Source organism: Listeria sp. Marseille-Q6474 (assembly GCF_946902005.1).
In the GTDB taxonomy this organism is placed as follows: domain Bacteria; phylum Bacillota; class Bacilli; order Lactobacillales; family Listeriaceae; genus Listeria; species Listeria innocua.
The window spans coordinates 385183-410747 of the sequence record NZ_CAMPPS010000001.1; the positions used below are offsets into that span (position 1 = coordinate 385183).

At 36.4% G+C, this 25565-nt stretch carries 26 protein-coding genes; 7 read left to right on the plus strand and 19 right to left on the minus strand.

Annotated elements, in window-relative coordinates:
• Positions 1–15: 15 nt before the first annotated feature.
• The 7 genes from OC533_RS01880 to pyrH form a co-directional block, all read right to left on the minus strand.
• Positions 16–1722: a proline--tRNA ligase gene (locus OC533_RS01880; RefSeq protein ID WP_033533071.1), complete on the minus strand. Its 1707-nt coding sequence runs from the start codon at positions 1720–1722 to the stop codon at positions 16–18.
• A 39-nt stretch (positions 1723–1761) separates the two neighbouring features.
• Complete coding sequence (gene rseP / locus OC533_RS01885; protein WP_003771665.1) at positions 1762–3024, minus strand: RIP metalloprotease RseP; 1263 nt, start codon at positions 3022–3024, stop codon at positions 1762–1764.
• 13 nt (positions 3025–3037) lie between these two features.
• Positions 3038–4180: a 1-deoxy-D-xylulose-5-phosphate reductoisomerase gene (locus tag OC533_RS01890; RefSeq protein WP_003762042.1), complete on the minus strand. Its 1143-nt coding sequence runs from the start codon at positions 4178–4180 to the stop codon at positions 3038–3040.
• 14 nt (positions 4181–4194) lie between these two features.
• Entirely contained in the window at positions 4195–4983 is a 789-nt protein-coding gene (locus OC533_RS01895) for a phosphatidate cytidylyltransferase (protein ID WP_262265213.1), read from the minus strand.
• A 13-nt stretch (positions 4984–4996) separates the two neighbouring features.
• A complete protein-coding gene (locus OC533_RS01900) occupies positions 4997–5755 on the minus strand; it encodes an isoprenyl transferase (RefSeq protein WP_003762040.1) in 759 nt (252 codons plus the stop codon).
• A gap of 229 nt (positions 5756–5984) precedes the next feature.
• Positions 5985–6542: a ribosome recycling factor gene (gene frr / locus OC533_RS01905; RefSeq protein ID WP_003771660.1), complete on the minus strand. Its 558-nt coding sequence runs from the start codon at positions 6540–6542 to the stop codon at positions 5985–5987.
• Positions 6542–7270 (minus strand): UMP kinase, encoded by a 729-nt coding sequence (pyrH, locus tag OC533_RS01910; RefSeq protein ID WP_003723449.1) that lies wholly within the window; start codon positions 7268–7270, stop codon positions 6542–6544. The genes frr and pyrH overlap by 1 nt, the downstream gene beginning before the upstream one ends.
• 311 nt (positions 7271–7581) lie before the next feature.
• On the opposite strand from pyrH, the gene OC533_RS01915 reads away from it, so the two are divergent.
• The 5 genes from OC533_RS01915 to OC533_RS01935 are packed head-to-tail and all read left to right on the plus strand — an operon-like array spanning position 7582 to position 11703.
• On the plus strand, positions 7582–7983 hold the full coding sequence (locus OC533_RS01915) for a hypothetical protein (protein ID WP_185354139.1): 402 nt from the start codon (positions 7582–7584) through the stop codon (positions 7981–7983).
• Positions 7934–9139 (plus strand): SNF2-related protein, encoded by a 1206-nt coding sequence (locus OC533_RS01920; RefSeq protein WP_077904834.1) that lies wholly within the window; start codon positions 7934–7936, stop codon positions 9137–9139. Before OC533_RS01915 ends, OC533_RS01920 begins: the two co-directional genes overlap by 50 nt.
• Complete coding sequence (locus OC533_RS01925) at positions 9129–10433, plus strand: phosphoadenosine phosphosulfate reductase (RefSeq protein WP_003771653.1); 1305 nt, start codon at positions 9129–9131, stop codon at positions 10431–10433. Before OC533_RS01920 ends, OC533_RS01925 begins: the two co-directional genes overlap by 11 nt.
• Before the next feature lie 9 nt (positions 10434–10442).
• On the plus strand, positions 10443–10949 hold the full coding sequence (locus OC533_RS01930; RefSeq protein WP_003762025.1) for an IbrB-like domain-containing protein: 507 nt from the start codon (positions 10443–10445) through the stop codon (positions 10947–10949).
• Between the two features lie 22 nt (positions 10950–10971).
• A complete protein-coding gene (locus OC533_RS01935) occupies positions 10972–11703 on the plus strand; it encodes a class I SAM-dependent methyltransferase (protein WP_160463884.1) in 732 nt (243 codons plus the stop codon).
• Positions 11704–11752: 49 nt separating this feature from the next.
• Here the strand turns inward: OC533_RS01935 and OC533_RS01940 are convergent, their stop codons facing one another.
• The 4 genes from OC533_RS01940 to yneA all read right to left on the minus strand — a co-directional run bounded on the left by OC533_RS01940 (position 11753) and on the right by yneA (position 15005).
• A complete protein-coding gene (locus tag OC533_RS01940) occupies positions 11753–11992 on the minus strand; it encodes a YneF family protein (protein WP_003723442.1) in 240 nt (79 codons plus the stop codon).
• A 222-nt stretch (positions 11993–12214) separates the two neighbouring features.
• On the minus strand, positions 12215–14209 hold the full coding sequence (gene tkt, locus OC533_RS01945) for a transketolase (RefSeq protein ID WP_185590011.1): 1995 nt from the start codon (positions 14207–14209) through the stop codon (positions 12215–12217).
• 146 nt (positions 14210–14355) lie between these two features.
• Positions 14356–14583, minus strand: a complete 228-nt coding sequence (locus OC533_RS01950; RefSeq protein ID WP_003771647.1) for a DUF896 domain-containing protein — start codon at positions 14581–14583, stop codon at positions 14356–14358.
• Between the two features lie 92 nt (positions 14584–14675).
• Complete coding sequence (gene yneA, locus OC533_RS01955) at positions 14676–15005, minus strand: cell division suppressor protein YneA (RefSeq protein ID WP_033533074.1); 330 nt, start codon at positions 15003–15005, stop codon at positions 14676–14678.
• Between the two features lie 157 nt (positions 15006–15162).
• Between yneA and lexA the strand changes: the two genes are divergently transcribed.
• Positions 15163–15777, plus strand: coding sequence for a transcriptional repressor LexA (gene lexA / locus OC533_RS01960; protein WP_003762009.1), 615 nt, complete (start codon positions 15163–15165; stop codon positions 15775–15777).
• A gap of 29 nt (positions 15778–15806) precedes the next feature.
• A complete protein-coding gene (locus tag OC533_RS01965) occupies positions 15807–16328 on the plus strand; it encodes a GNAT family N-acetyltransferase (protein ID WP_194323421.1) in 522 nt (173 codons plus the stop codon).
• A gap of 33 nt (positions 16329–16361) precedes the next feature.
• On the opposite strand, the gene OC533_RS01970 is transcribed toward OC533_RS01965, so the two are convergent.
• The 8 genes from OC533_RS01970 to OC533_RS02005 all read right to left on the minus strand — a co-directional run bounded on the left by OC533_RS01970 (position 16362) and on the right by OC533_RS02005 (position 25397).
• A complete protein-coding gene (locus OC533_RS01970; protein ID WP_262265214.1) occupies positions 16362–17657 on the minus strand; it encodes an arsenic transporter in 1296 nt (431 codons plus the stop codon).
• Positions 17658–17799: 142 nt separating this feature from the next.
• Positions 17800–19134 carry a type I glutamate--ammonia ligase gene (gene glnA, locus OC533_RS01975; RefSeq protein ID WP_003762004.1) on the minus strand — a complete coding sequence of 445 codons (1335 nt, stop codon included), beginning with the start codon at positions 19132–19134 and terminating at the stop codon, positions 17800–17802.
• 70 nt (positions 19135–19204) lie between these two features.
• Positions 19205–19573: a MerR family transcriptional regulator gene (locus tag OC533_RS01980; RefSeq protein WP_003719570.1), complete on the minus strand. Its 369-nt coding sequence runs from the start codon at positions 19571–19573 to the stop codon at positions 19205–19207.
• Positions 19574–19773: 200 nt separating this feature from the next.
• Entirely contained in the window at positions 19774–21000 is a 1227-nt protein-coding gene (locus OC533_RS01985; protein WP_194322271.1) for an aminotransferase class I/II-fold pyridoxal phosphate-dependent enzyme, read from the minus strand.
• Positions 20993–22216 carry a GTPase HflX gene (hflX, locus tag OC533_RS01990; RefSeq protein WP_045553005.1) on the minus strand — a complete coding sequence of 408 codons (1224 nt, stop codon included), beginning with the start codon at positions 22214–22216 and terminating at the stop codon, positions 20993–20995. The genes OC533_RS01985 and hflX overlap by 8 nt, the downstream gene beginning before the upstream one ends.
• A gap of 107 nt (positions 22217–22323) precedes the next feature.
• Positions 22324–22557: an RNA chaperone Hfq gene (gene hfq, locus OC533_RS01995; protein ID WP_003719566.1), complete on the minus strand. Its 234-nt coding sequence runs from the start codon at positions 22555–22557 to the stop codon at positions 22324–22326.
• 121 nt (positions 22558–22678) lie between these two features.
• Complete coding sequence (gene miaA / locus OC533_RS02000; protein ID WP_194323420.1) at positions 22679–23596, minus strand: tRNA (adenosine(37)-N6)-dimethylallyltransferase MiaA; 918 nt, start codon at positions 23594–23596, stop codon at positions 22679–22681.
• A 124-nt stretch (positions 23597–23720) separates the two neighbouring features.
• Positions 23721–25397, minus strand: coding sequence for a glycerol-3-phosphate dehydrogenase/oxidase (locus OC533_RS02005; RefSeq protein WP_033533077.1), 1677 nt, complete (start codon positions 25395–25397; stop codon positions 23721–23723).
• Between the last annotated feature and the right edge of the window lie 168 nt (positions 25398–25565).

The window sequence follows — 25565 nt, forward strand, 5'->3', positions numbered from 1 at the left end:
CAATTGTATCAGTAATTATTTATCTCCAAAAAGAATTGGTAGCGTATTTAGTAGCTCATCTTGACGAACTTCAATCATTTCGCCTGTTTTTCTAATTTTCACTTCAACGATACCTTCTGCGGCTTTTTTACCAACCGTAATACGAATTGGTAGACCGATTAAGTCAGCATCCGCAAACTTAACGCCAGCACGTTCAGTCCGGTCGTCTATTAGTACGCTAAATCCTGCTTTTTGTAACGAGTCATAAAGTGATTCTGCAAATGCAACTTGCTCTTCACTCTTCATATTAACAGGAATTAAATGTAAATCAAATGGGCTAATTTGCTTATCCCATACAAGGCCATTTTCATCATTGGATTGTTCAGCAATAGCAGATAAAATTCGAGACAAACCAATACCATAGCAACCCATGATAATTGGTTGTGCACGACCGTTTTCATCTAAAATAGTCGCATTCATTGCTTCACTATATTTAGTACCAAGTTTGAAAATATGACCAACTTCAATACCTTCTGCAAACTTGATAACGCCCTGACCATCAGGAGACAAATCGCCTGCTTGAATCATACGCAAGTCAAAATAACTTGTAACTTCAAAATCACGATTTGGATTAACATTAACATAATGATAACCATCTTCATTTGCTCCAGCTACAGCATTAACAATATCTTTTACTGCATTATCAGCAAAGACACGAATTTTTTCAGGAACACCGATTGGCCCTAGGGAACCAAAATTAGCACCGAGTAATTCAAACGCAACATTTGGGTCTACTAATTCGACATTTGTTGCATCTAAGGCATTTTTAATTTTAATATCATTTACTTCATGGTCACCACGAACTAAGACCATAATCACTTCTTCATCTACTTGATAAAGCATTGATTTCATTGTTTTCTCAATAGGAACTTCTAAAAATTCAACAATATCAGCAATAGTTTTTTGATTTTCTGTTGCTACTTTTTCAAGTTCTTTCTCAAGTTCATGCGATTTTTTCTCCATATATAAAACTGGTGCCATCTCTGTGTTTGCTGCATAGTCAGAAGCATCGCTATAAGCAATGGTATCTTCACCAATATCAGATAATGCCATAAATTCTTTTGATTCATTTCCGCCAATTGAACCAGAATCTGCAATAACAGAACGGAATTCAAGGCCGCAACGACTAAAGATATTAGAATAAGCTTGGTGCATTAGCTCAAATGTTTCATCTAGGCTTTCACTTGTCGCATGGAATGAATACGCATCTTTCATAATAAATTCCCGTCCACGTAATAGACCGAAGCGAGGACGTTTTTCATCACGGAATTTTGTTTGGATTTGATATAACGTAATTGGTAAACGTTTATAAGACTTAATTTCATCACGTAAAAGGGACGTAATCAATTCTTCATGGGTTGGTCCGAGCACAAAATCACGAGCGGCACGATCTTTTAGACGCATTAGTTCTGGACCATAATCAGCCCAACGACCAGATTCATGCCATAGTTCCGCAGGTTGAAGCGCAGGCATAAGCATTTCTGCAGCGCCAATTGCTTCTAATTCTTCGCGGACAATTGCTTCAATTTTTCTTAATGTTAATGTCGCAAGTGGTAAATAACTGTAAATCCCACTCGCTACTTGTCTAATAAAACCAGCGCGAAGAAGTAATTGGTGACTCTTTACTTCCGCATCAGCTGGAACTTCTTTTAATGTTGGTATAAATGTCATCGTTTGACGCATTTAAAACACCCCTTTTTCCCTTTATTAGTCTTTCTCTTTTTAGAAAAATGCTCGTTGTATATCGTTCCATGTCACAAGTATCATCAGAACCATCAAAAGTGCAAATCCGGCAAAATGGATAATACCTTCTTTTTTAGGATCGATTGGTTTCCCGCGAACGAGTTCGTATAAGAAGAACATCAAGCGTCCACCATCAAGTGCTGGTAACGGTAATAAGTTAACAATTCCTAAGTTAATACTTAAAACAGCAGTCCAGTTTAACACGGTCATAAATCCGTATTGAACTACTTGTTGCGTACTTGTATAAATACCAACTGGCCCATTTAGCATATCCAGTGAAAATCCACCAGTAAACATGTTACCCAGAATCGTAAATATTTGAACAATCCAGTTCCATGTTTGCGTGAAGCCATTGGTTATTTTAGCAGTAAATGAAGTGTCCATTGGTGTTTCTACTCCAATTTTCCCAACTTCTTTACCATTTTCTTTTTGCGTCGCCGGTTTCACATCAATATCTTGTGTTTTTCCATCGCGATCTATTTTGAAATCAAGTGTTTTTCCCGGGTTTTCAGAAACACTTTGAACAATATCTGTCCAAGACTTTGTTTCTTTACCATTAATAGAAAGAACCTCGTCTCCTTTTTCTAGACCGGCTTGTGCAGCTGCCCCATCCGGCATTACGTTACCAAGTGTATTATCGGTACTCGGGACCCCACCTTGAACAAAAGCAAGTGCGGTAAAAATTAAAATTGCTAAAATAAAGTTGAACAGCGGGCCCGCAAAAATAGTCATCGCCCGGTTTCCTAAAGATTTTGCATTAAAAGAACGGTCATATGGCGTAATCATCGTTTCGATTTTACCATCAATAACAAGTGCATTACGTTCTACTTGGTACCGGACTTTCTTCGTGTCGTCATAGTCTTCATAGCCTTCGATAAATAGTTCTTTCTCTAAATCACATAGAGAAACTTCAATCGGTTGGGCGTTGACATATTGATCCTTACCGTTAACGATAATTTTGCTAACAGTTTCTTCTGGAGTTAATTCAAGCCCTACTCGGTAACCAGGTTTTAGCTCAATTTCTTCCCCGTCTTCCCCGGCCATTCGAACATAGCCACCAATTGGTAGTAAACGAATGGTATACTGCGTTTCTTTTTTCCGATAAGCAAAAATTTTCGGTCCGAAGCCAATCGAAAAATCTTTGACCATAATGCCAGCTCGTTTTGCAAACAAGAAGTGACCCAGCTCATGGAAAAATACAATCAGTCCGAAAACGAAAATAAAAGCAATAATAGTTGTCAAAATAGCTTCACCTCTATAAAAGTGTCTTTACATACGCTCGTGTTTCTTGATCAACTTGTAAAATAGTATCCAAGTTGGGATTAGAAATACTAGTATGACGGTTCATTGCATTTTCAACAAGCGCTTCAATATTATAAAAAGCGACTTGCCCATTTAAAAAGCCAGCAACAGCAATTTCATTTGCCGCATTCAAAACTGTCGGCATTGTTCCACCTATTTTACCAGCATTATACGCGAGTTTCAATGCCGGAAATCTTTCATAATTCACTTCTTCAAAATGAAGCGCTGAAAAATCAGTAATCCGGAATTCTTTTTCGTATGGAATAGAAAGTCTATCGGGATAAGTTAACGCATATTGAATAGGCATCCGCATATCCGGTGTGCCTAGTTGCGCAATAAAGCTTCCGTCCACGAATTGAACCATAGAATGAACAATACTTTCACGCTGAATGACTACTTCAATATCGTCATAATCCACACCAAACAGCCAGTGCGCTTCCATTACTTCTAAGCCTTTATTAAACATCGTAGCTGAATCAATGGTTAATTTATTACCCATGTTCCAATTAGGATGTTTTAAAGCTTCTTTTACTGTAACTTCGCTAAGTTGTTCCCGCGTTTTATCTCGGAAACTACCACCACTCGCAGTTAGTATGATTTTCTCAATTCTTTCCCGATTTTCACCGTTTAATGCTTGTAAAATAGCAGAATGTTCACTATCAACAGGTAGTAGTGAAATGTTCTTTTCTTTTGCAGCTTGCATAACTAAATGTCCTGCTGTAACAAGTGTCTCTTTGTTTGCTATAGCGATTGCCTTACCAGCTTCAATAGCATCTAGAGTCGGTAATAACCCAACACTCCCCATAACAGCATTTAAAAGAACGTCCCCATCTAGATATGTTGCTACTTCTCTAAGTCCATCTAAACCATTAAAAAACTTCACATCTGGAAATTCAGATTCCAGTGTCACACGGTCTCTCGTATGCCAAACAGCTACCATTTTAGGTTTAAATTCTTGAATAATTGCCCGGCCGCGCTCAATATTACGTCCAAAACTAAAAGCAACAAGTTGAAATTTTTCCGGATTTTCTCGAATAATTGTAAGTGTTTGCGTTCCAATAGAACCAGTTGCGCCCAGTAAAATAATTTTTTTCATTATCCCATCTCCAATTAAATAATTTGAAGTATATGTAGCAGAGGTAATACGAATAACAAACTATCAAATCTGTCTAAAATACCGCCATGGCCAGGTAAGATTTTCCCAGAATCTTTAACACCGTAAAATCGTTTCAAGGCTGACTCTACTAAATCTCCCAGTTGACCAAAAATAGATAAAAATACTAGAAGCGCCAAAACAAGTGCTATATTTCCTGGTAGTTCTGCAAAATAATAAAAACCTCCTGCAATTACAAGTGCGCAAACAATCCCACCGACAAAACCTTCTACCGTCTTATTAGGACTAACATTTGGTGCTAATTTATGCTTACCAATTGCTTTCCCAATAAAATAAGCCCCCGTATCGGTTGACCACACAATAAATAATGCAAAAAGGACGTACATTAATCCAGCTTCCCGAGTTAGTGCTAAATAATGGAACCCAAATCCAGTATAAAAAGCAGCAACCATACAAATTCCAACTTGATCAAAATGGAATTTATTGCGAGAAAACACCGTACTAGCAAGTAAAAGTGCCATTAAAATAAAAATAACTTCCATTTCAGTAATATGCAGTTTATCTAAAAAGTCCAAATATCTATCTGGCACGACAACTAACCACATTAATAGTAAGGTAATTATTCCATTCATCGAAAAAATTCGTTGTTTCGTCATTACAAGCACTTCATATAACGCAATAGTTGCAAGTAAAATACTTAATAATTCAAATGGAATTCCCCCGTAAACAACAAATGGAATAAAAAATATAAGCGCAACAACTGCAGTAATAATTCTCGTTTTCAATCTTTTTTCCTCCCTAGAGCCCTCCAAAACGACGCGACCGATTTTGATATTCAATAATCGCCTGTAAAAAATCTTCTTTTGAGAAATCAGGCCAATGTGTTTCTGTAAAATAAAATTCGCTATAAGCAAGTTGCCATAACATAAAATTACTTAATCTCAGTTCCCCGCTAGTACGAATTAATAAATCAGGATCCCCAAGACCGTGACTCATTAAATGATCATTCAGTAATTCTTCTGTTAAGTCCTCAGATGATTTGCCCTCTGAAACAAGTTCTTTCATCGCTTCTTTTGCTGCTGTGATTATTTCTGAACGTCCACCGTAGTTAAGCGCAAAATTAAGCGTAAGACCTGTACAATGAGCTGTATCCGCAATTGCTTTTTCTACTGCACGCATTGTGTGTTCAGGCAAATTTTCTCGATACCCCATCACATTAACACGAACATTTTCTTCTATCAACTCTGGTACAAAAGAGTCAAAAAATTCTACAGGTAGTTTCATTAAAAAATCCACTTCATCTGTAGGTCGTTTCCAGTTTTCAGTTGAAAAAGCATAGAGTGTAAGAACATCAATGCCTATCGCGTTTGCATATCGTGTAACTCGTTTAACAACATCCATACCTTCTTTATGCCCTGCAATTCTCGGTAAGAAACGTTTTTTTGCCCATCTCCCATTTCCGTCCATTATAATTGCGACGTGACGTGGAATTGGCAAATCTTCTGCAAGTTCACTATTTAATATATTTTCATCTTGTCGAAATAGCTTTTTAAACATCATAAATCCTCCAATTGATACACTTCTTAGAGCATGTCTATACCTATAATAACAAAAAAGAATCAATTAATGTACTAAAAATTCCATGTGAACAGATGAGATTTTCATGAGAGAGATGGAATTGCCCATTAAAAAACATTCCTAACCCAACACATATGGAAAGAATTAGGAATGTCACTTCAACTTAAAAGGTGTTTAACCCTATTTGTTACTATTTGAAAAGTATCAATTAAACTTCTAAGATTTCCGCTTCTTTGTCTTTCGTGATGCTATCGATGTTCTTGATGCTTTCATCTGTTAATTTTTGAACGTCTTCACCGTAAGAACGTAAATCATCTTCAGTGATGTCGCCATTTTTTTCTAGTTTTTTCAAGTCTTCATTTGCTTCACGACGAATGTTACGAACAGCAACTTTCGCTTCTTCTGCTTCTTTTTTCACTTCTTTAACTAACTCTTTACGACGTTCTTCTGTTAATTGTGGAATAGATAAACGTAGTACAGAGCCGTCATTATTAGGTGTTAAACCTAAATCTGATTTTAAAATTGCTTTTTCGATTTCACCTAAAATAGTTTTATCATAAGGTGTAATAAGCAACATTCTAGCTTCTGGAACGCTGATAGATGCCATTTGGTTTACCGGTGTAGCTGCTCCGTAATAATCGACAGTTAAGCGATCAAGTAATGACGCGTTAGCTCGACCAGCACGGATAGTACCTAATTGTCTAGTTAAAGCTTGTTCTGCTTTTTCCATTTTTTCTTTGGATTTAGATAATACTTCTTTACTCATTATTTTTTCCCCCTGACAGTAGTCCCGATTTTTTCACCTAAAATAACTCGCTTGATATTATTACCTTGTTCAGTAAATGAGAAGACGATTAATGGAATATCATTGTCCATACTTAGTGATGATGCTGTTGTATCCATTACTTCTAAACCTTCTTTAATAACATCAAGATAAGAAAGCTCTTCATATTTTTTCGCATTTTCATCTAATTTTGGATCGGCATTGTAGACACCATCTACATTGTTTTTCGCCATTAAAATTACATCTGCTTCGATTTCAGCTGCTCTAAGTGCTGCCGCAGTATCAGTAGAGAAGTACGGGTTACCCGTTCCACCTGCAAAAATAACTACGCGACCTTTTTCAAGATGACGAATTGCTTTACGACGAATGTACGGTTCAGCAATTTGACGCATATCAATTGATGTTTGTACACGTGTTGCAACTCCAATATTTTCAAGAGAATCTTGTAAAGACAAGGAATTCATAATAGTCGCAAGCATACCCATTTGGTCTGCTGCTGCACGGTCCATTCCCATTTCACTACCAAGTTTACCGCGCCAGATATTTCCGCCGCCAACTACGATAGCTACCTCTACTCCTAATTCTACTACTTCTTTGATTTGAGCAGAAATTAAATTGACTACGCTCGGGTTAATTCCAAAGCCATCATTTCCCGCAAGTGCTTCACCGCTTAATTTTAATACAACTCGTTTATAATCTGGGGTATCCATAATAGCCTCCAATTTCATATTCTATTCATAGACAGAAAACTTTTCCATCCACCATTATCTATTCTACTAAAAAGCTAGCTATTACAAAAGTGTTTTCTATCAAAAAGTGAAAAAACATTTTAAAATTCACAAAATCTCCAAATTTTATTAGCTAAATTACTTACTTTGTCATTTGTTAGACACCCAAAACAGTATTTTTTCACAATTAAAATGGTTTTGTAAAGTATCATAGCTGTATTTATGTTAAAATAAACACATAAATAGCTAAAAAATGAACGAAAATGACAAAACACACGGGAGTTTTAGATTTAATGGTAAAATGGAACAAAATTTATACATATAGCGAAAGAATTGAAGAATGGGAAAAACAAACAATTATAGAAATACCCTCTTATAGTGAATATGCGGGTTATTTTTTCTTATTGCCGCGAAAAATGGTATTTTCTGTTTCTCCGGATTATAGTTATTTTTATTTTCCAGATACATGGATTTTTACATTAAAAAAGCATACCGAAAAAAAGAGTATAGATGCAGCAACAATGATGCTCCTTTTTAAGCAGGAAAACGAAGAAATAATGCAACGTTTTCAAACAAAAAAAATAAACGATAGTATCGTCAAAGTTCGTACACATATACCTAAAAAAATTGAAAAAGATGTGATAATTGCAAATGACCTTATTAGACAACCAAATACAAGCAATACAGAAACTTAAACAATATAATGTTGGCGCTTTATTTATGAAACCCGGTGCAGGCAAAACACGTGTAGCTTGCGAATTAATTAAGGAAGTAAGTCCTGATTATGTCTTGTGGATCACGCCATTCCAGACGAAAGAAAATCTCGCTAATGAGATTAAGAAATGGGGCTATGAATTTCCACAAGATATTATTGGCATTGAATCCCTTTCCAACTCAGATCACTTATATCTAAAATGCCGGGACAAACTAAAAAAATCGTCTAACAGCTATATTATTATGGATGAAAGTTTAAAAATAAAAAATAAACACGCGCTCCGAACGCAACGAGCCATTAAACTTTCTCGATTAGCAAACTATCGACTAATCATGAATGGAACTCCATTAAGCAGAAATATTTTAGACTTATGGTCGCAACTGGAATTTCTCTCTCCTAAAATATTGAACTTAAGTTTTTCCCAGTTCAAAAAAACATTTTGCGAATATGTAACCATTACCCAAGTATCGAAAAACAAACAACAGTCAATGGACATTATTAAGAAATATCATAATTTAGAGTATTTATACCAATTAATCGCTCCTTTTACATTCTCTTCTTCGCTTGAATTAAAAGTCAATTGGCATTATATTCGTCACGATTTCACTATAGACGACGAACTTTTGCAAAAATATTATGAAATAAAAGATGATTACCTTCAAAAAGCAGCTGCTTACACAATTAATATTAATTTTCTAGAGATGTCCCAAGTGATGCAACATTGTTATTGCCTCTCTTCAGAAAAATTCACTATTGTCGAATCTTTAATTGCAGGAAAAGAAGCTACAACCATCATTTTTTGTAAATATAAGCGATCAGAAGAAGCATTAATTAAAGCGTTTCCTAATGTAAAAATTACCACTTTTGCTAAATCGTCTTACGGGCTTAATTTGCAATATTATAATCAAATTATTTATTTTGACAAAACATTTGATTATTCTCAGCGCGATCAATCAGAACGTCGGATTTACCGCACCGGCCAAACACAAGACTGTTACTATCATGATTTAAGCGGAAATGTTGGTCTAGATAACCTAATTGATTCAAACATTTCTAAAAAAACGAGTTTATTGCATGAATTTAAAAAAGAACTCTCACAAAAAAATTCTTTTGAGGTGATTATGGATGCTTTCTAAAACAGTCTTTGATGCTTCCCAAGAAAGAATGGAAGTTATTTTTTCCGAATTCGATAACATCATTGTGTCATTTTCTGGCGGTAAAGATAGTGCTGTGATGCTTCATTTAATGATTGATTATATAAGAAAAAATAATATTCAAAAGAAAATTTATGTATATCATTTGGACTATGAAGGCCAATATTCAGCGACGAGTGATTTTGTAGCTGAAATCTTAACTAGTAACTTAGATATTATCGAGCCGCTTTGGTGTTGCCTTCCTATTGCAGCCCAATCCGCAGTTTCGATGTATACCGACCACTGGATACCTTGGGAAAAATCAAAACAAGATATTTGGGTAAGAGAAATGCCTGATTATCCATCTGTGATAAATGAAGACAACGCCCCTTTTGATTTTGATTTCCATACAATTTGGGACTACGAATTCAACAAGAAACTTATCCACTGGCTGCATACTAAAAATAAAGCTGAAAAAACCATTGCCTTAATCGGTATTCGACAACAAGAATCGCTCAACCGCTATAATGCGATCCATAAAAAAGAACGCATGTATAAAAATTATAATTGGACTACTGAAATTTCCAAAAACATATATAACGCCTACCCGATTCATGATTGGTTAGTAGAAGATATATGGACTGCAAATGCTAAATTCGATTGGCCTTACAATAAAATTTACGATTTGTTTTACCATGCCGGTTTAACTTTAAACGATATGCGCGTCGCTAGCCCTTTCAATGATTCCGCAACCGAGAGTCTTAAGTTATATCGCGTAATTGAACCTGCGCTTTGGTCTAAATTAGTTGGTCGCGTGAACGGAGCCAATTTCACAGCTATTTATGGTGGAACTTCAGCGATGGCATGGAAAGAAATTAATTTACCTCCAAACCACACATGGAAATCTTATTTGGAGTTTTTACTTACAACGTTACCAAGTTATACAAGAGAACGTTATTTAAAAAAATTTAAAACAAGTATTAATTATTGGACCGAAAAAGGCGGCGCTTTAAAAGTAGAAACCGTAGAGGAATTAAAAAACTTAAATGTACAAGCTGACTTCCTTGGAAAACCTCAAAATAAACGTACATATTCCAATCCCATGGAAATTGTTCGCTTCAAAGAATATCCAGATGACTTGAAAATCAAAGAATTCGCCAGCGTTCCAACATATAAAAGAATGTGTATCGCTATTTTAAAAAATGATTATACCTGTAAGTATATGGGTTTTGGTCAAACCAAGCTTGAATTAGAGAAAAGAAAACATGCACTAGAGAAATATAATAATATTTTATGAGGTGATATAATGAATTATAAAAGCCCAGTATACAACGTCACTCCCATTCACTACACCAAACTTCAAGCAAATAATTATAATCCAAATACTGTTCCAGCCACGGAACTAAAACTACTAGAAAAATCTATTTGGGAAGATGGATTTACACAACCAATCGTTTGCTACCCCTTGGAAAACTCTGATAAATATGAAATAATAGACGGGTTTCATCGATATACTATCATGCAGACTTCTAAACGGATCCGCGAAAGAGAAAAAGAATTATTACCAGTAGTTATTTTAGAAAAAGATACCGTAAACCGAATAGCTTCTACTATTCGTCATAATCGTGCTCGCGGTTTCCATAACGTAGAACTTATGTCTTCAATCGTTGGCGAATTAGCAGATAGCGGCATGTCAGACAGTTGGATTATGAAAAATATTGGAATGGATGCAAATGAAATCTTACGCTTAAAACAAGTGAGCGGCCTTACTCACCTCTTCTTAGATAAAGAATTCAGTAAAGCTTCTGATTAATTGAAGAAAAGAGGAATTAAAATTGAAAGAAAATAAATACGATGACAAAGAATTTTTTGAACAATATAGTCAAATGCCTCGTTCTAAAAACGGACTTGCAGCAGCTGGAGAGTGGCATGAATTTAAAAAACTTCTCCCAGACTTTAATGGAAAGACAGTGCTTGATTTAGGCTGTGGATTCGGTTGGCACTGTATTTATGCAGCCGACCATGGTGCGAAGAAAGTAGTTGGAATTGATTTATCTGAGCGCATGTTAACCGAAGCAAAACAAAAAACTACTTCAAATGCAGTTAGTTATAAACAAAAAGCGATAGAAGATATGGATAATGAACCAGAGATGTATGACGTTATTATGAGTTCACTTGCTATTCATTATGTCGCTTCCTTTCAAGACATTTGCCAAAAAGTCCATACTAATTTAAAAACCGGCGGCGAGTTTATTTTCTCTGTCGAACATCCAGTTTTTACCGCGGATGGCAGACAAGATTGGTACACTGACGAAACAGGTAATAAGTTACACTGGCCAGTTGATCGCTATTTCAACGAATCGATTCGAACAACCCATTTCCTTGGTGAAGATGTAAAAAAATACCATCGCACCCTTACAACTTATATCCAGACACTCCTTCAAAATAATTTTGAGCTTAAAAGTGTTATTGAACCAGAACCGGCTCCAGAACTTAAAAATTTACCAGAAATGCAAGATGAATATCGTCGTCCAATGATGTTAATTATTTCAGCAACTAAAAAGTAATCAAAAAACCCTTCTAATTATTATAGAAGGGTTTTACTTTGTTAAAAGATTATTTCTTTGCTTTTTTTGGTTTTTCTTTTTCTTGCTGTTTGTTCATCGCGCTCATCATTTGATTGATTTTCTTTTGTGATGGTTTTTGACCCATTTGCGCCATCATCATTTGTAACATTTGTTCGTTAATTGGCGGATTGTTTTTTAAATAGCTCATCATATAACGTCTTGCAATAAAGAATCCTCCCGCAAGACCAGCTAGTAAACAAATAATGCCGACAAGAATGTAAATCCACATAGTCTCTTTTCTCCTCCTTGAAACAAAATCCTCTTTTATTGTACTTGATTTATATTAAACAGACAATACTTTTCAAGAAAACTTATCATCTAGATCAATTTATCAATAAAAGCTGCAAACAACCTCGTAATTATACCATTAAAGGCACCCCTGCGCAATCTATAAAAGCATAAAAAAAAGACCGCCCTAGATAAATATCCTAGACGCGGTCTGTTTGTTTAATTAAAGTGATTTTACTGTATTAACAACGTTTTCTACAGTAAAGCCATAATTTTTAATAACTGTTTCACCTGGAGCAGAAGCACCAAATTTGTCAATTCCAATCACTTTACCATCTAAACCAACATAACGTTCCCAACCAAAGCTAGCACCCATCTCTACTGCTACACGTTTTCTAACAGCATTTGGTAAGACGCTTTCTTTGTATTCAGCTGATTGTTTTGCAAATAGATCAAATGATGGCACACTCACAACGGATACATCTGTTCCTTGAGCTTGAAGTTCTTTTTGCGCTTCAACAGCTAAATTAACTTCAGAACCACTTGCAAGAATAATTGCTTCTGGAACCTCACCTTTAGCTGGAGAGATAACATAAGCACCTTTTTTAACGCCTTCTGCAGATAATTTTGCAGAATTTGGTAAAGTTGGTAATCCTTGACGAGTAAGAACAAGCACATGTGGAGTATCTGTCGAAGTAATCGCTAGTTTCCAAGCCTCTACTACTTCATTTCCATCAGCAGGACGGATAACAGAAAGTCCTGGCATAGCACGTAAGCTTGCAAGTTGCTCGATTGGCTCATGGGTTGGACCATCTTCCCCAACAGCAATACTATCATGTGTCATTACGTATGTTACAGGTAAATGTTGGATTGCGGATAAACGAATCGCAGCACGTACATAGTCAGAGAATACAAAGAATGTACCTCCGTATACTTGTAACCCGCCGTGTAGTGCCATACCGTTTAACGCTGCACCCATTGCAAATTCACGAACACCAAACCAGATATTTCTTTCTGCTGGTGTTTTTTTAGTGAATTCACCATCTGTTTTAATTGTTGTATTGTTAGAACCAGCAAGGTCTGCTGAACCACCAAAAATAGTAGGTATTTTCGCAGCTAATGCATTGATAACTTCACCACTTGAAGCACGGCTAGCAAGTGCTTTAGAATCGTCATATACTGGAAGCTCTGCATCCCAATCAGCTGGTAACTTGTTATTTAAGCTATCTTCTAATTGTTTAGCAAGCTCTGGGTATTTCGCTTTATAAGAAGCAAATAATTCGTTCCATGCTGCTTCTGCTTTTTCACCGCGTTCTCCAATAGTTTCTTTAAAGCGAGTTGTAACTTCTTCAGGAACAAAGAATTTTTCTTCGTAGTTCCAACCATAAGCTTTTTTCGCTTCTAAAATACCTTCGTCACCTAGAGGAGCACCATGAACTTTACTAGTACCTGCATTAGGAGCACCAAAACCAATAACTGTTTTAACTTCAATCATTGTAGGTTGTGATGTATTTTGTTTTGCTTTTTCAATAGCAGCTAGGATTTCTGCTGTATCATTGCCATCTTTAACTAATAAATGTTCCCAACCATAAGCTTCAAAGCGTTGTTTTACATTTTCAGAGAAAGATTTGTCTAAATCGCCATCAAGAGAAATATCATTGGAATCGTATAAAACAACAAGTCTTCCAAGTTGTTGGTGACCTGCGTAAGAAGCCGCTTCAGAAGCAACACCTTCCATTAAGTCTCCATCTCCACATAGCGCATAAGTATAGTGATCCACAACTGGGAAACCATCTTTGTTATATTTTGCTTCAAGATGTCTTTCTGCCATAGCCATACCAACAGCCATCGCAATACCTTGACCAAGTGGACCAGTAGTTGCATCTACTCCATCAGTATAACGATATTCTGGGTGACCTGGAGTTTTACTTTCCCATTGACGGAAGTTTTTAAGGTCTTCTATTTCTAATTTGAAACCACTTAAATGTAATAAACTATATAAAAGCATTGAGCCGTGTCCAGCAGAAAGTACAAAACGATCACGGTTAAACCAATGTGAATTTTTAGGGTTTGTATTTAATACGCGAGACCAAAGTGCATAAGCCATTGGAGCCGCTCCCATTGGTAATCCCGGATGACCAGAATTTGCTTTTTGAATTGCATCAATTGATAATGTACGAATTGTATTTACTGCTAAACTATCTGTGTTATCGAACAAATGAAACATCCTCTCTTCAATATAATTTTAACTACTTTTAATAATAAGCCTAAAAAGCAATTAACACAACTAATAATTGCTTTAAATTGCTTAATTGATTGGTATTTTTGTTCATTTGCGCAAAAATGTTCATTTGGTACTAATTTTTACTTCTTATTTTTTCTCATTTGTTTTATTTTATGCGGTGTTACATCATTTCCTTTAGGGTCAATAATCGTAGTATTTTCGATTGTTCCCTTCATATGAGTGCGAAACGACTTAATATATTCTTTTCTTAATTTTTCTTGTTCTACTTTTTCATCAGCAGTTAGAGTCCCTGCTTTTTTCTTTTTAGAAAGTTCATTGATTCTATCTATTTTAGCTTTTTCTAGCATCACACTTCATCCTTTTCTTCATTATATTAAAATAAGAAAGCAGCTAAATCGCTACTTTCTTTATTATATCATAAACGATACTAAAATCGTTTCTACTGGTTTGCTAATTGAATAGTGCTATCACTTCTTTGTAACTTTGTTTCGTGTACTGGTATAACTACAGAATCCCCAGCTTTCACATGTCCATCTGTAAGGTTATTTTCTTTTTCAACCCAAGATACAAAATCTGCTTTTGCCATATCGCTCTTCGCTGCATATTGGTCTGCAATTGCCCAAATAGAATCCCCTTCATTTACATCTACCTCAGAATACTCACTGCCACTCCCAATAACAGTGCACATCAATATAATTCCTAGAACTAAACAAGTTATTACAAATATAATAGAAACATAAAATTTATCCCAAATTAATTTTAAAGTCATTAATAATCCCTCCAAAAAAGAATGTACGTTCGCTTTTCTATATTATAGAACAGCCGTTCGCATATGTCAATAAAAAAACGAACCTTTGTTTGCATATTGGATTTTCTTTTGCTATACTTGATTTATAAAATAACCATTAAATCAATGAGGTGAAACCATGAAAATATCTAAACGTCAACAAGATATATATGAATTTATAAAATCAGAAGTAAAAGAAAAGGGTTATCCACCTTCCGTACGTGAAATCGGTGAAGCTGTTGGTTTAGCATCTAGCTCCACAGTCCATGGCCATCTTGCTCGACTTGAAGGTAAAGGACTAATTAGACGTGACCCTACGAAACCTCGTGCTATTGAAATTTTGTCTTTAGAAGATGAAGCAGAGACGCCGAATGTAGTCAATATCCCAATCATCGGTAAAGTTACTGCCGGAATGCCTATTACAGCGATTGAGAATATAGAAGAGTATTTCCCACTCCCTGAATATATGGCTGCAGGAGAAACCAATGTCTTCATGCTTGAAATCGACGGAGAAAGTATGATAAATGCCGGGATTTTAGATGGAGATAAAGTAATTGTTCGACAACAAAGTTCAGCAATTAATGGTGAAATTGTTGTAGCGATGACCGACGAAAACGAGGCGACTTGTAAACGTTTCTATAAAGAAGCGAATCATTTTAGATTACAACCAGAAAATGATGCACTAGAACCAATTATCTTAAATAACGTTACTATTTTAGGCAAAGTTATTGGCCTTTATAGAGATATTCACTAAAAGCTATATTTTGTTAGGCGGTTTTTATATTGATTTATTTTGAAACAGATAGACTAATTGCAAGAGATTATGTAGCAAGTGATTATGTTCCCTTTAGCGAAATGAACGGTGACAAAGTCGTAATGAAGTACTTTCCGTCTACACTTTCGAAAGAACAAAGTAATGCTTTTTTAGATAGAAATCAGCAAGAATTAGCGGCACTTGGCTACGGACTTTTTGCCATTGAAGAAAAATCTACTGGCGAATTTATTGGTTTTACCGGTTTTCATGAAGCAACTTTTGAAGCTGCGTTCACCCCTTGTATCGAAATTGGCTGGCGCTTAAAGAAAAGTGTATGGAACCAAGGTTATGCAACCGAAGCCGCACTAGGAGCTCTCGATTTCGCCAAACAGAAAACAACTATTGATGAAATTTACAGTTTCACCGCTATGTTAAATAAGCCATCAGAACAAGTAATGAAAAAAATCCATTTTACAAAAGTAGCTACATTTATGCATCCGGCTATAGCGGACGGACATCCATTAAAGCCACATATTCTTTATAAAGCATAGTAAAAAAACCTGTACAAAATTGTACAGGTTTTTTTAGCTCCAAATAAGAAGCGAAATATAAAGTCCGACGAGTGTAATAAACAATACTGGAATAGTAATCACGATACCTATTTTAAAATAGGATCCCCAGCTTATTTTTATACCCTTTTGAGCCAATACATGTAACCATAATAATGTTGCAAGCGAACCGATCGGCGTTATTTTAGGTCCTAAATCAGATCCGATAACATTTGCATAGACTAACGCTTCTTTCATCACTCCTGTAAATGAAGTATGATCGATTGCAAGTGCATTAATCATAACTGTTGGTAAATTATTCATTACAGACGACAATATCGCGGCAATAAAGCCCATCCCAATCGTACCTACGAAAAGCCCATAATGCGCAATATATGAAATAGCCTCTGCTAATAATTTAGTAATTCCCGCGTTTTGCAAACCGTATACGACGACATACATCCCAACCGAGAAAAACACAATATTCAACGGCGCCCCTTTTAAAATCTTCCTTGTTGAAACAGCATGACTCTTTCCACCAACTAGTAAAAAGATAAACGCTACAAGTAAAGCGATAAATGACACTGGAATGTCCAAAAAGCTACTTAAGAAATATCCAATCACAAGAATGATAAGTATTCCCCATGAAATCCGAAACATTTTTTTATCTTTAAGCGCAGAAGCCGGCTCACGAATTCCACTAATTTCATAAGTTCTAGGTAACGCTTTTCTAAAATAAATATAAAGAACAATAATACTCGCAACCAACGAAAAAAGCGTCGGAATCAACATTATTAATGCGTACTTTGAAAAACTAATGCCGAAAAAGTCAGCCGAAACTATATTCACTAAATTACTAACAACAAGCGGTAAAGAAGTCGTATCAGCAATAAATCCACTGGCAATGATAAAGGGAAACACCTTTTTTTCATCAAAATTAAGCGCACGCACCATCGCCAAAACAATTGGAGTTAAAATCAGAGCTGCCCCATCATTCGCAAAAAGGGCTGCCACTAGAGCTCCCAAAATAGAAATAAGTACAAACATGAGTAATCCGTTCCCTCTTGCTAACCTTGCCATATGTAACGCTGCCCATTCGAAAAAACCAATCTCATCTAAAATAAGTGAAATAATAATAATTGCAATAAAAGCGAGTGTTGCATTCCAAACGATGCCTGTTACAGTTACAACATCTGTTAAAGTGACAACGCCAAGTAATAATGCGAGTAATGCTCCAATACAAGCGGACCATCCAATCGACAAGTTTCTAGGTTGCCAAATAACAAATATAAGCGTTAAGGCGAATACTAAAACAGCTAAAGTAATCTGCATACCTGCCCCTTTCCCTAGCAAATATTAATCCCTTTTGCTAGCACATTTATAAATATATGCCTCAATCACCAAAACATCAAACATTTGATTTTCAATTGCATAAAAAAAGCTCGCTCCCAAGTCGGAAACGAGCTTTTTAATATTAATAAATTTCAAGATATTGTTCACGTTCCCACGGATGAACCGCTGTACGGAACATATCACATTCAATTGTTTTCGCTTCAATGAAATGTTCGAAAATATGTTCACCTAAGCCATCACGGATGATGTCATCTTTTTCAAGCTCGATTAAAGCATGACCTAAGCTTTCTGGTAAATCATAAATTCCTGTTGCTTCACGTTCCTCTTCGTTCATGCCGTAAATGTTACGGTCAACTGGCGCTGGAGGAGTTAGCTCATCTTTAATGCCGGACAAACCAGCTTTTAGAAGTACAGCCATTGCTAAATATGGATTAGCAGATGGATCCACACTACGTAATTCGAGACGAGTACTTAATCCACGAGAACTAGGAACACGTACTAGTGGGCTACGGTTCTTACCTGACCATGCAATGTAACATGGTGCTTCGTATCCAGGAACTAAACGCTTGAATGAATTAATTGTTGGGTTAGTAACAGCTGTAAATCCACGAGCGTGTTTTAACATACCCGCTAAGAAATGATAAGCTGTTTTGCTTAATTCAAGTTCGCCTTCTTTATCAAAGAATGCATTACCTTCTTCTGTAAATAAGGACATATTGAAATGCATCCCTGAACCATTTACACCAAATAGTGGTTTCGGCATAAATGTAGCATGTAAACCGTGTTTGCGAGCAATTGTTTTAACTACTAACTTAAATGTTTGGATGCTATCACACGCAGTAATCGCATCTTCATATTTAAAGTCAATTTCATGTTGACCTGGAGCTACTTCATGGTGAGAAGCTTCAATTTCAAAGCCCATTTCTTCTAATTCAAGTACAATGTCACGACGACAGTTTTCGCCTAAATCAGTTGGCGCTAAATCGAAGTAACCACCGCTATCATTTAATTCAAGTGTTGGGCGACGATTTTCATCTAGTTTGAACAGGAAGAATTCTGGTTCTGGTCCTAAGTTGAATTCAGTGAAACCTAGCTCTTCCATTTCTTTAAGTACACGTTTTAAGTTGGCACGTGGATCTCCTGCAAATGGTGTCATATCAGGATTATAAATGTCGCAAATCATTCTTGCTACTTTCCCTTTTTCAGCTGTCCAAGGGAATACTACCCATGTGTCTAAGTCCGGGAATAAATACATGTCGGACTCTTCAATTCTTACAAAACCTTCTATGGAGGAACCATCAAACATAATCTTGTTATCTAGTGCTTTCTTTAGTTGGCTAACAGGAATTTCCACATTCTTTATTATCCCGAGAATATCCGTGAACTGTAAACGAATAAATTTTACATTTTGTTCATCTGCAAAGCGGAAAATGTCTTCTTTTGTATATTTTGCCATAATCTAAATTCCTCCTAAATAATCTTTTTATATTAACTTCTAAATAAAGTAAATACCTCTTCTAATCTTTTTAAAACCTTGGTAATTGTTGTTTTCCTGTGGCATCTTGTTTTACAAAGCGGCCGGCTTGTTGCATTTCTTTTCTAAGTATTTTGCGTACATCATCATCTGTCAAAGGTTCTTTTGATTCTTTTTGCTGCATTTGATACATTTTCTTAATTCCCGCAATATTCAGACCATCATTCAAATAATCTTTTATCTCTAGCAAAACATCAATGTCTTGAAGTGAGTACAAACGGTGATTTCCTTGATTGCGTGCTGGATGGATTAATCCTTGGTCTTCATAGTAGCGAATTTGTCTAGCGGTGAGATCGGTTAGCTTCATCACAGGCCCAATTGGAAACAGCGGCATCGATCTCCGGATTTCCTTTTCACTCACGACAATTCCCCCTCAAAACATAATTATTTTTTGATGATAGTAGCATTATAATGTACGTCAGATGTTTTGTCAAATTTATGTAAGATTATCTAACATCTCTCACAAACCCATATATATCAACATTTTTACAACAAAAAAACCACGATAGAAACTACCGTGGTAAAAAAATAAAAACTTTTTTGAAAATGGATGTTACTTTTTTATAAAGAATTTTCTATTGCTCTAGTGACAGCAATTTTAACGTGTTCGTATGTTAAACCGCCTTGGACGTATAGTTGATAAGGTTCTCTAATCGGTCCGTCCGCTGTAAGTTCAAGGCTAGCTCCTTGAATAAATGTACCTGCTGCCATTATCACGTCATCTTCGTAGCCCGGCATATATGCGCCGATTGGCAAAACATGTGCATTAACTGGGGAGGCAGCTTGGATTGCTTGAGCAAAAGCAATCATTTTATCTTTGTTGTGGAAAGATACACTCTGGATTAAGTCAGTTCTTTTGGCATCCCAAAGCGGATCTGCTTCTACGCCGAATTCAGCTAACATAGCAGCAGTAAAACGAGCTCCCTTAATTGCTTGAGCAGTTACATGTGGTGCTAAGAAGAATCCTTGATACATTTCTAATAAGCTATAAAGCGATGCGCCCGCTTCTCTTCCTATCCCAGGAGTCGTCAACCGGTAGCCGCATAGGTCGACCAAAGCATTTCTCCCAGCAATATAACCACCAGTTTTTGCCAAACCTCCACCCGGATTTTTAATGAGCGATCCTGCAATAATATCTGCGCCTACTTCGGTCGGTTCTATTCGTTCCACAAATTCCCCGTAACAATTATCTACAAAAACAATGATATTGGGATTGATGTTCTTTACAAAAGTAACCATTTCTTTTATTTTCTCTATTGTAAAAGAAGGTCGATCTGCATAACCTCTAGAACGCTGAATACCAATCATTTTTGTGTTAGGGGATATTTTTTTAGATACTGCCGGATAATCTATTTCACCATTTGTTAGTAGCGGTACTGCATCGTAGCCAATTTGAAAGTCTTTAAGCGAACCTTGACCTTCGCTTCTAATACCCACGATTTCTTCTAACGTATCATATGGCTCACCAGTTATATATAACAACTCATCCCCTGGGCGCAAGATTCCGAATAGAACGGTAGAAATTGCATGCGTACCAGAAATGATTTGCGGTCTAACGAGAGCAGCTTCTGTTTTAAATACGCTTGCATACACGCGTTCTAACGTATCTCTCCCTTCGTCATCATAACCGTAACCAGTCGATGGATTAAAATGAAAATCACTTACTTTATTTTCCTGGAAAGCATCAAGCACTTTTGCTTGGTTAAATTCGGCAATTTCATCAGTTTCGTTTTGTAATGAAGCAATTTGTTGTTCGACTTTTTTTCTTATTGTTTGAATTTCAGTCATTAGTAGTTTCCTTTCTAGGTCGATAACCCTCGATTCGGTAACATGCTTTTTCTTCCATATATTCAAGCTTTGTTATCCATGCTTGTTGTTTCAGTTGCGCTAATTCCTTACCTTTTTCCTCAGATAAATCTTCTATAAAGAAAGTCCAGTTTTTCTCAATTAGTTCAATCATTCGTTGTTTTATTTCTTTAGGAGCATCTTGATCCAATGCTGAAATAAGTAGGTGCTCTGGGCGATCAGGTACGAATGTAGACGGCGCTTTGTCCATTTTATTATAGACAATTAATGTTGGAAGGTGACTCATCTCAAGCTCTTCTAGCAAGTTTATTACAGTCGTTTCATGCTGTAAGTAATCTGGGTCAGAGGCATCCACTACATGAATTAAAACATCAACATTTGCGGTTTCCTCCAACGTAGAACGAAATGCTGCGATCAAAGTTGTTGGCAAGTCTTGAATAAAACCTACTGTATCTGTTAAAAGTGCTTGAAACCCGCCTTCAAATCGAATTTTTCTTGTGGTTGGATCGAGTGTTGCAAATAATTTATCCTCTTCAAGTGTCGTCTCATTTGTTAGACGGTTGAAAATGGTTGATTTTCCCGCATTCGTATAACCGATTAAACCGAAACGAAATACGGATTGGGTGTTTCTTCTATCAATAATACGCTTGCGATGTCGCTCGACGTGTGTCAGTTGTGCTTTTATATCATGCATTTTTTCGCGGATATGACGTTTATCCATTTCTAGTTTCGACTCACCTGGACCTCTTGAACCAATTCCGCCCCCTAATTTCGAAAGCGAGGCACCTTGTCCACTAAGTCTAGGTAGTAAATATTTGTACTGAGCATAGGCGACTTGCAGTTTACCTTCTTTAGACTTAGCGCGCATCGCAAAAATATCTAAAATCAATTGTGTGCGGTCAATAATTCGGGCATCCACTATTTTAGAAATATTGCGCACTTGTGTAGCACTAAGTTCACTATTAAAAATAACGACATCCGCTTCATGCATTTCCACTAACTCTGAAAGTTCCATCAGCTTACCTGAACCTATGAAGGACGTCTGACTCACACGTTCTAATTTTTGAATCAACTCATCCATAACTTCCCCGTTCGCCGTTTTAGCAAGGCTATGGAGTTCGCTCATGGAGTTCCAAAAAGCTTCTTCTGTTTTATTTGGCAATATGACGCCTACAAGTATTATTTTCTCCCGTTCCACAAGTACATCTCCCTTTTTCAGACAAAACTAATCGTAGCATATTTTTGGTGTAAAAAAAAGACATGAAACATCGCCAAAACGAGTTTCTTGCCTTTTAAAGGAATTGCTTATTCCGCATCAGGATTCAAAGCGACATTCTTTTGCGGGGAGAAAGTTGAAATTGCGTGTTTAAATACAAGTTGTTGTTTTCCTTCGACATCTAGTAGTACGGTAAAATTGTCAAAACTTACAACGCGTCCTCTTAACTGAAAGCCATTTGTTAAAAATACTGTTGCAAGAATTTTTTCCTTACGCAATTGATTTAAGTAATAGTCCTGTAACCCTTGTCCACCTTGTTTCATAATTTCCCTCTCCAATCTCTATCTTATACTAAAAAATTCCCAAACCCCAATGTAGTTTCATTGTGCAATTGGTTGGCTAATTTCAAATACCCTTTATTTCTTACTACCAAACAGAAAAGTGTTATTTAGATGCTAAAAATGTCTTCACTTTTTCCATTGCTTCAGTGTCAGTTGTGCTAACACCCGCTTGAATCCAGTCAATATCCATTCTATTTCTAAACCACGTTAACTGTCTTTTCGCGAAATGACGCGAGTTTTTTTGAATTAATTCTTTTGCTTCTTCAAGCGAACTATTTCCGTCAAAATAAGTAAATAATTCTTTATAACCGATACCTCGTATGGCTGGAACATCGACTAAATGTTCATTATATAGTTTCGATGCTTCTGAAACTAGTCCTTCTTCAAACATTAGCTCTACGCGCCTATTGATTCGTTCATAAAGCAACTCTCTGTCTAAATCAAGTCCTAGAAAAAGAGGTTGATATGCTTCGTTTAACGTATGATGAACTTGATATTCAGAAAAAGGTTTTCCAGTCAAATGTATCACTTCTAGAGCCCTTATGACACGCCTTTTATTATTTTCATGAATAAGTTCTGCGCTTTTTGGATCAAGTTGATCTAACATTTGCCATAAAGTCGTTTTGTCCAATTGATCTAGTTCTCTTCGGTAAGCCTTATCTTCACTTGCATTTCCAAAACCATAATCATAAAAAACAGACTGAATATATAGTCCTGTTCCACCAACTATTATTGGAAGTTTTCCTCTATTATGTATGGATTCAACTAAGCTCCTTGTTTCTGCTTGGAATTTTGCTGCTGTAAAAGGAACAGCTGGGTCAGTTACATCAATTAGATAATGTTTTATCCCATCCATTTCTTCTGGTGTGATTTTTGCGGTACCAATATCTAATCCACGATATACTTGCATAGAGTCGCCGCTAATGATTTCTCCATCAAAATTCTTCGCTAAGGTAATACTAAGACTTGTTTTACCGACAGCAGTTGGGCCAACGATGACGATAACAGGAATCTTACTCAAAAAAAAACCTCCTTTTCGCCTGTAATCAATGTACCATGAAAATGGTTTCTTGAAAATAGCGAAAATGATTTTTTTCATAAAAAAAGCGCAAATCTGGAAGAAATGCGCTCTTTTTATGATTCTTTTATCTATCATGCCAATCTGCTGGTTCTCTGGCATCATTAATTTGGATATTTAATTCTTCTATATAAGTTTGTTTTACATCGTCGCTCCAGTGGAATTGTTTGGCCATTTCATCTACAACAGCGTCTTTCCATTCAAGTAAATATGGCATATCAAATAGCAAGTAACCGGTACGGCGTAACAAGAAATCAATCGGCGTTGTTACGGCTTCATGTTGAATCGAATAGCGAAGTTCTGCATAAAGGCTATTTGGTAGAGTAGTTTCATTTTGGTCTTTGTGTTCTTGCGCGTAGGTAAATAATTGATCAATATTACTACCAAACCGTTTAGCAATTTCGCGACCTTCTTCTAGTGTCCAACCGAAACGATTATTTCCTTCTTTCGCTTTTTTCGAAAGGAATGCTTCTAATTGTTCTGAACCACCAATGTCTCCGCCTGAGATAGGTAAATGTTTTGTTTGTACTGGTTTATATTTTTTACCAGTTTCTTTGGATAATGTTTTGGATACATCGTCTAGTAATTTTTCAGCCATTTTACGGTAGCCTGTTAATTTACCACCAGCCATTGTGATTAAGCCACTTTCAGAGAACCAAACTTCATCTTTCCGAGAAATTTCAGAAGGATCTTTTCCTTCTTCGTAAATAAGCGGACGCACGCCAGCCCAGCTTGATTCAATGTCTTTTTCGCTAATATGCACATCTGGGAACATATAGTTGATCGCTTTAATAACATAATTATGGTCAGACTCGAGTGCTTTCGGATTAATTACTGCTTCATCATAAACTGTATCCGTTGTACCAACATACACTTTTTTATCACGAGGGATAGCAAAAACCATTCGACCATCTGGTGTATCGAAATAAACCGCTTGTTCCATTGGGAATTTTTGTTTATCGATAACTAAATGAATACCTTTTGTTAAGCGAAGGTGTTTATTATTTGTAGCATAGTCGAGTTTTCTTACTTTATCTACCCATGGTCCAGCAGCATTAATTACGCGATGTCCTTTAATATCGTAAGCTTTGCCAGTTAGACGGTCTGTTACAGTCACGCCGACCACTTGTTTTTTATCATCATATAAGAAGTGTTCTGCTTTTGTATAATTAATTGCGTTTGCGCCAAGTTCAACGGCTTTTTTCATTACTTCAATCGTTAATCTGGCATCATCGGTCCGGTATTCCACATAATAACCAGAGCCTTTTAAGCCATCTTTTTTAACAAATGGGTTTTTCGCTAATGTTTCTTTGGCGCTTAAAATCTTGCGACGTTCATTTTTCTTCACGCCTGCTAAATAGTCATATAAACGAATACCAAAGGAAGCTGTTGTTTTACCCATATTTCCACCTTTATGGAATGGCAACATCATCCATTCTGGAGTCGTAACGTGTGGACCATTTTCATAAACGATAGCGCGTTCTTTCCCAAGGTCTGCTACTTCTTTAATTTCAAATTGTTGTAGGTAACGTAAGCCACCGTGGACTAATTTCGTGGAGCGACTTGAAGTTCCGCTTGCGAAGTCACCCATTTCTACTAGCGCCACACTCATACCTCTGGAAGTTGCATCTAATGCGATTCCTGCTCCAGTAATACCGCCACCAACAATGACTAAATCAAATTTTTCTTCTTGTAAATTTCTTTCAATGGTTTCTCTATCAAAAGCTGAGAATAATTGTACCATTTTGTTTGCCCCCTTCAAATTGTTTACGTCTGATTTATGCCTTCTTGCTACTTTTCCACTATTCCAATGAACTGAAACGCTTTAAGTTATAAAAAAACAAAAAAAGAGACTGCAAATGAAGGCGATTGCGCTCGCCTTTTGCAGTCTCTCCGAATCTCAGACAATTTA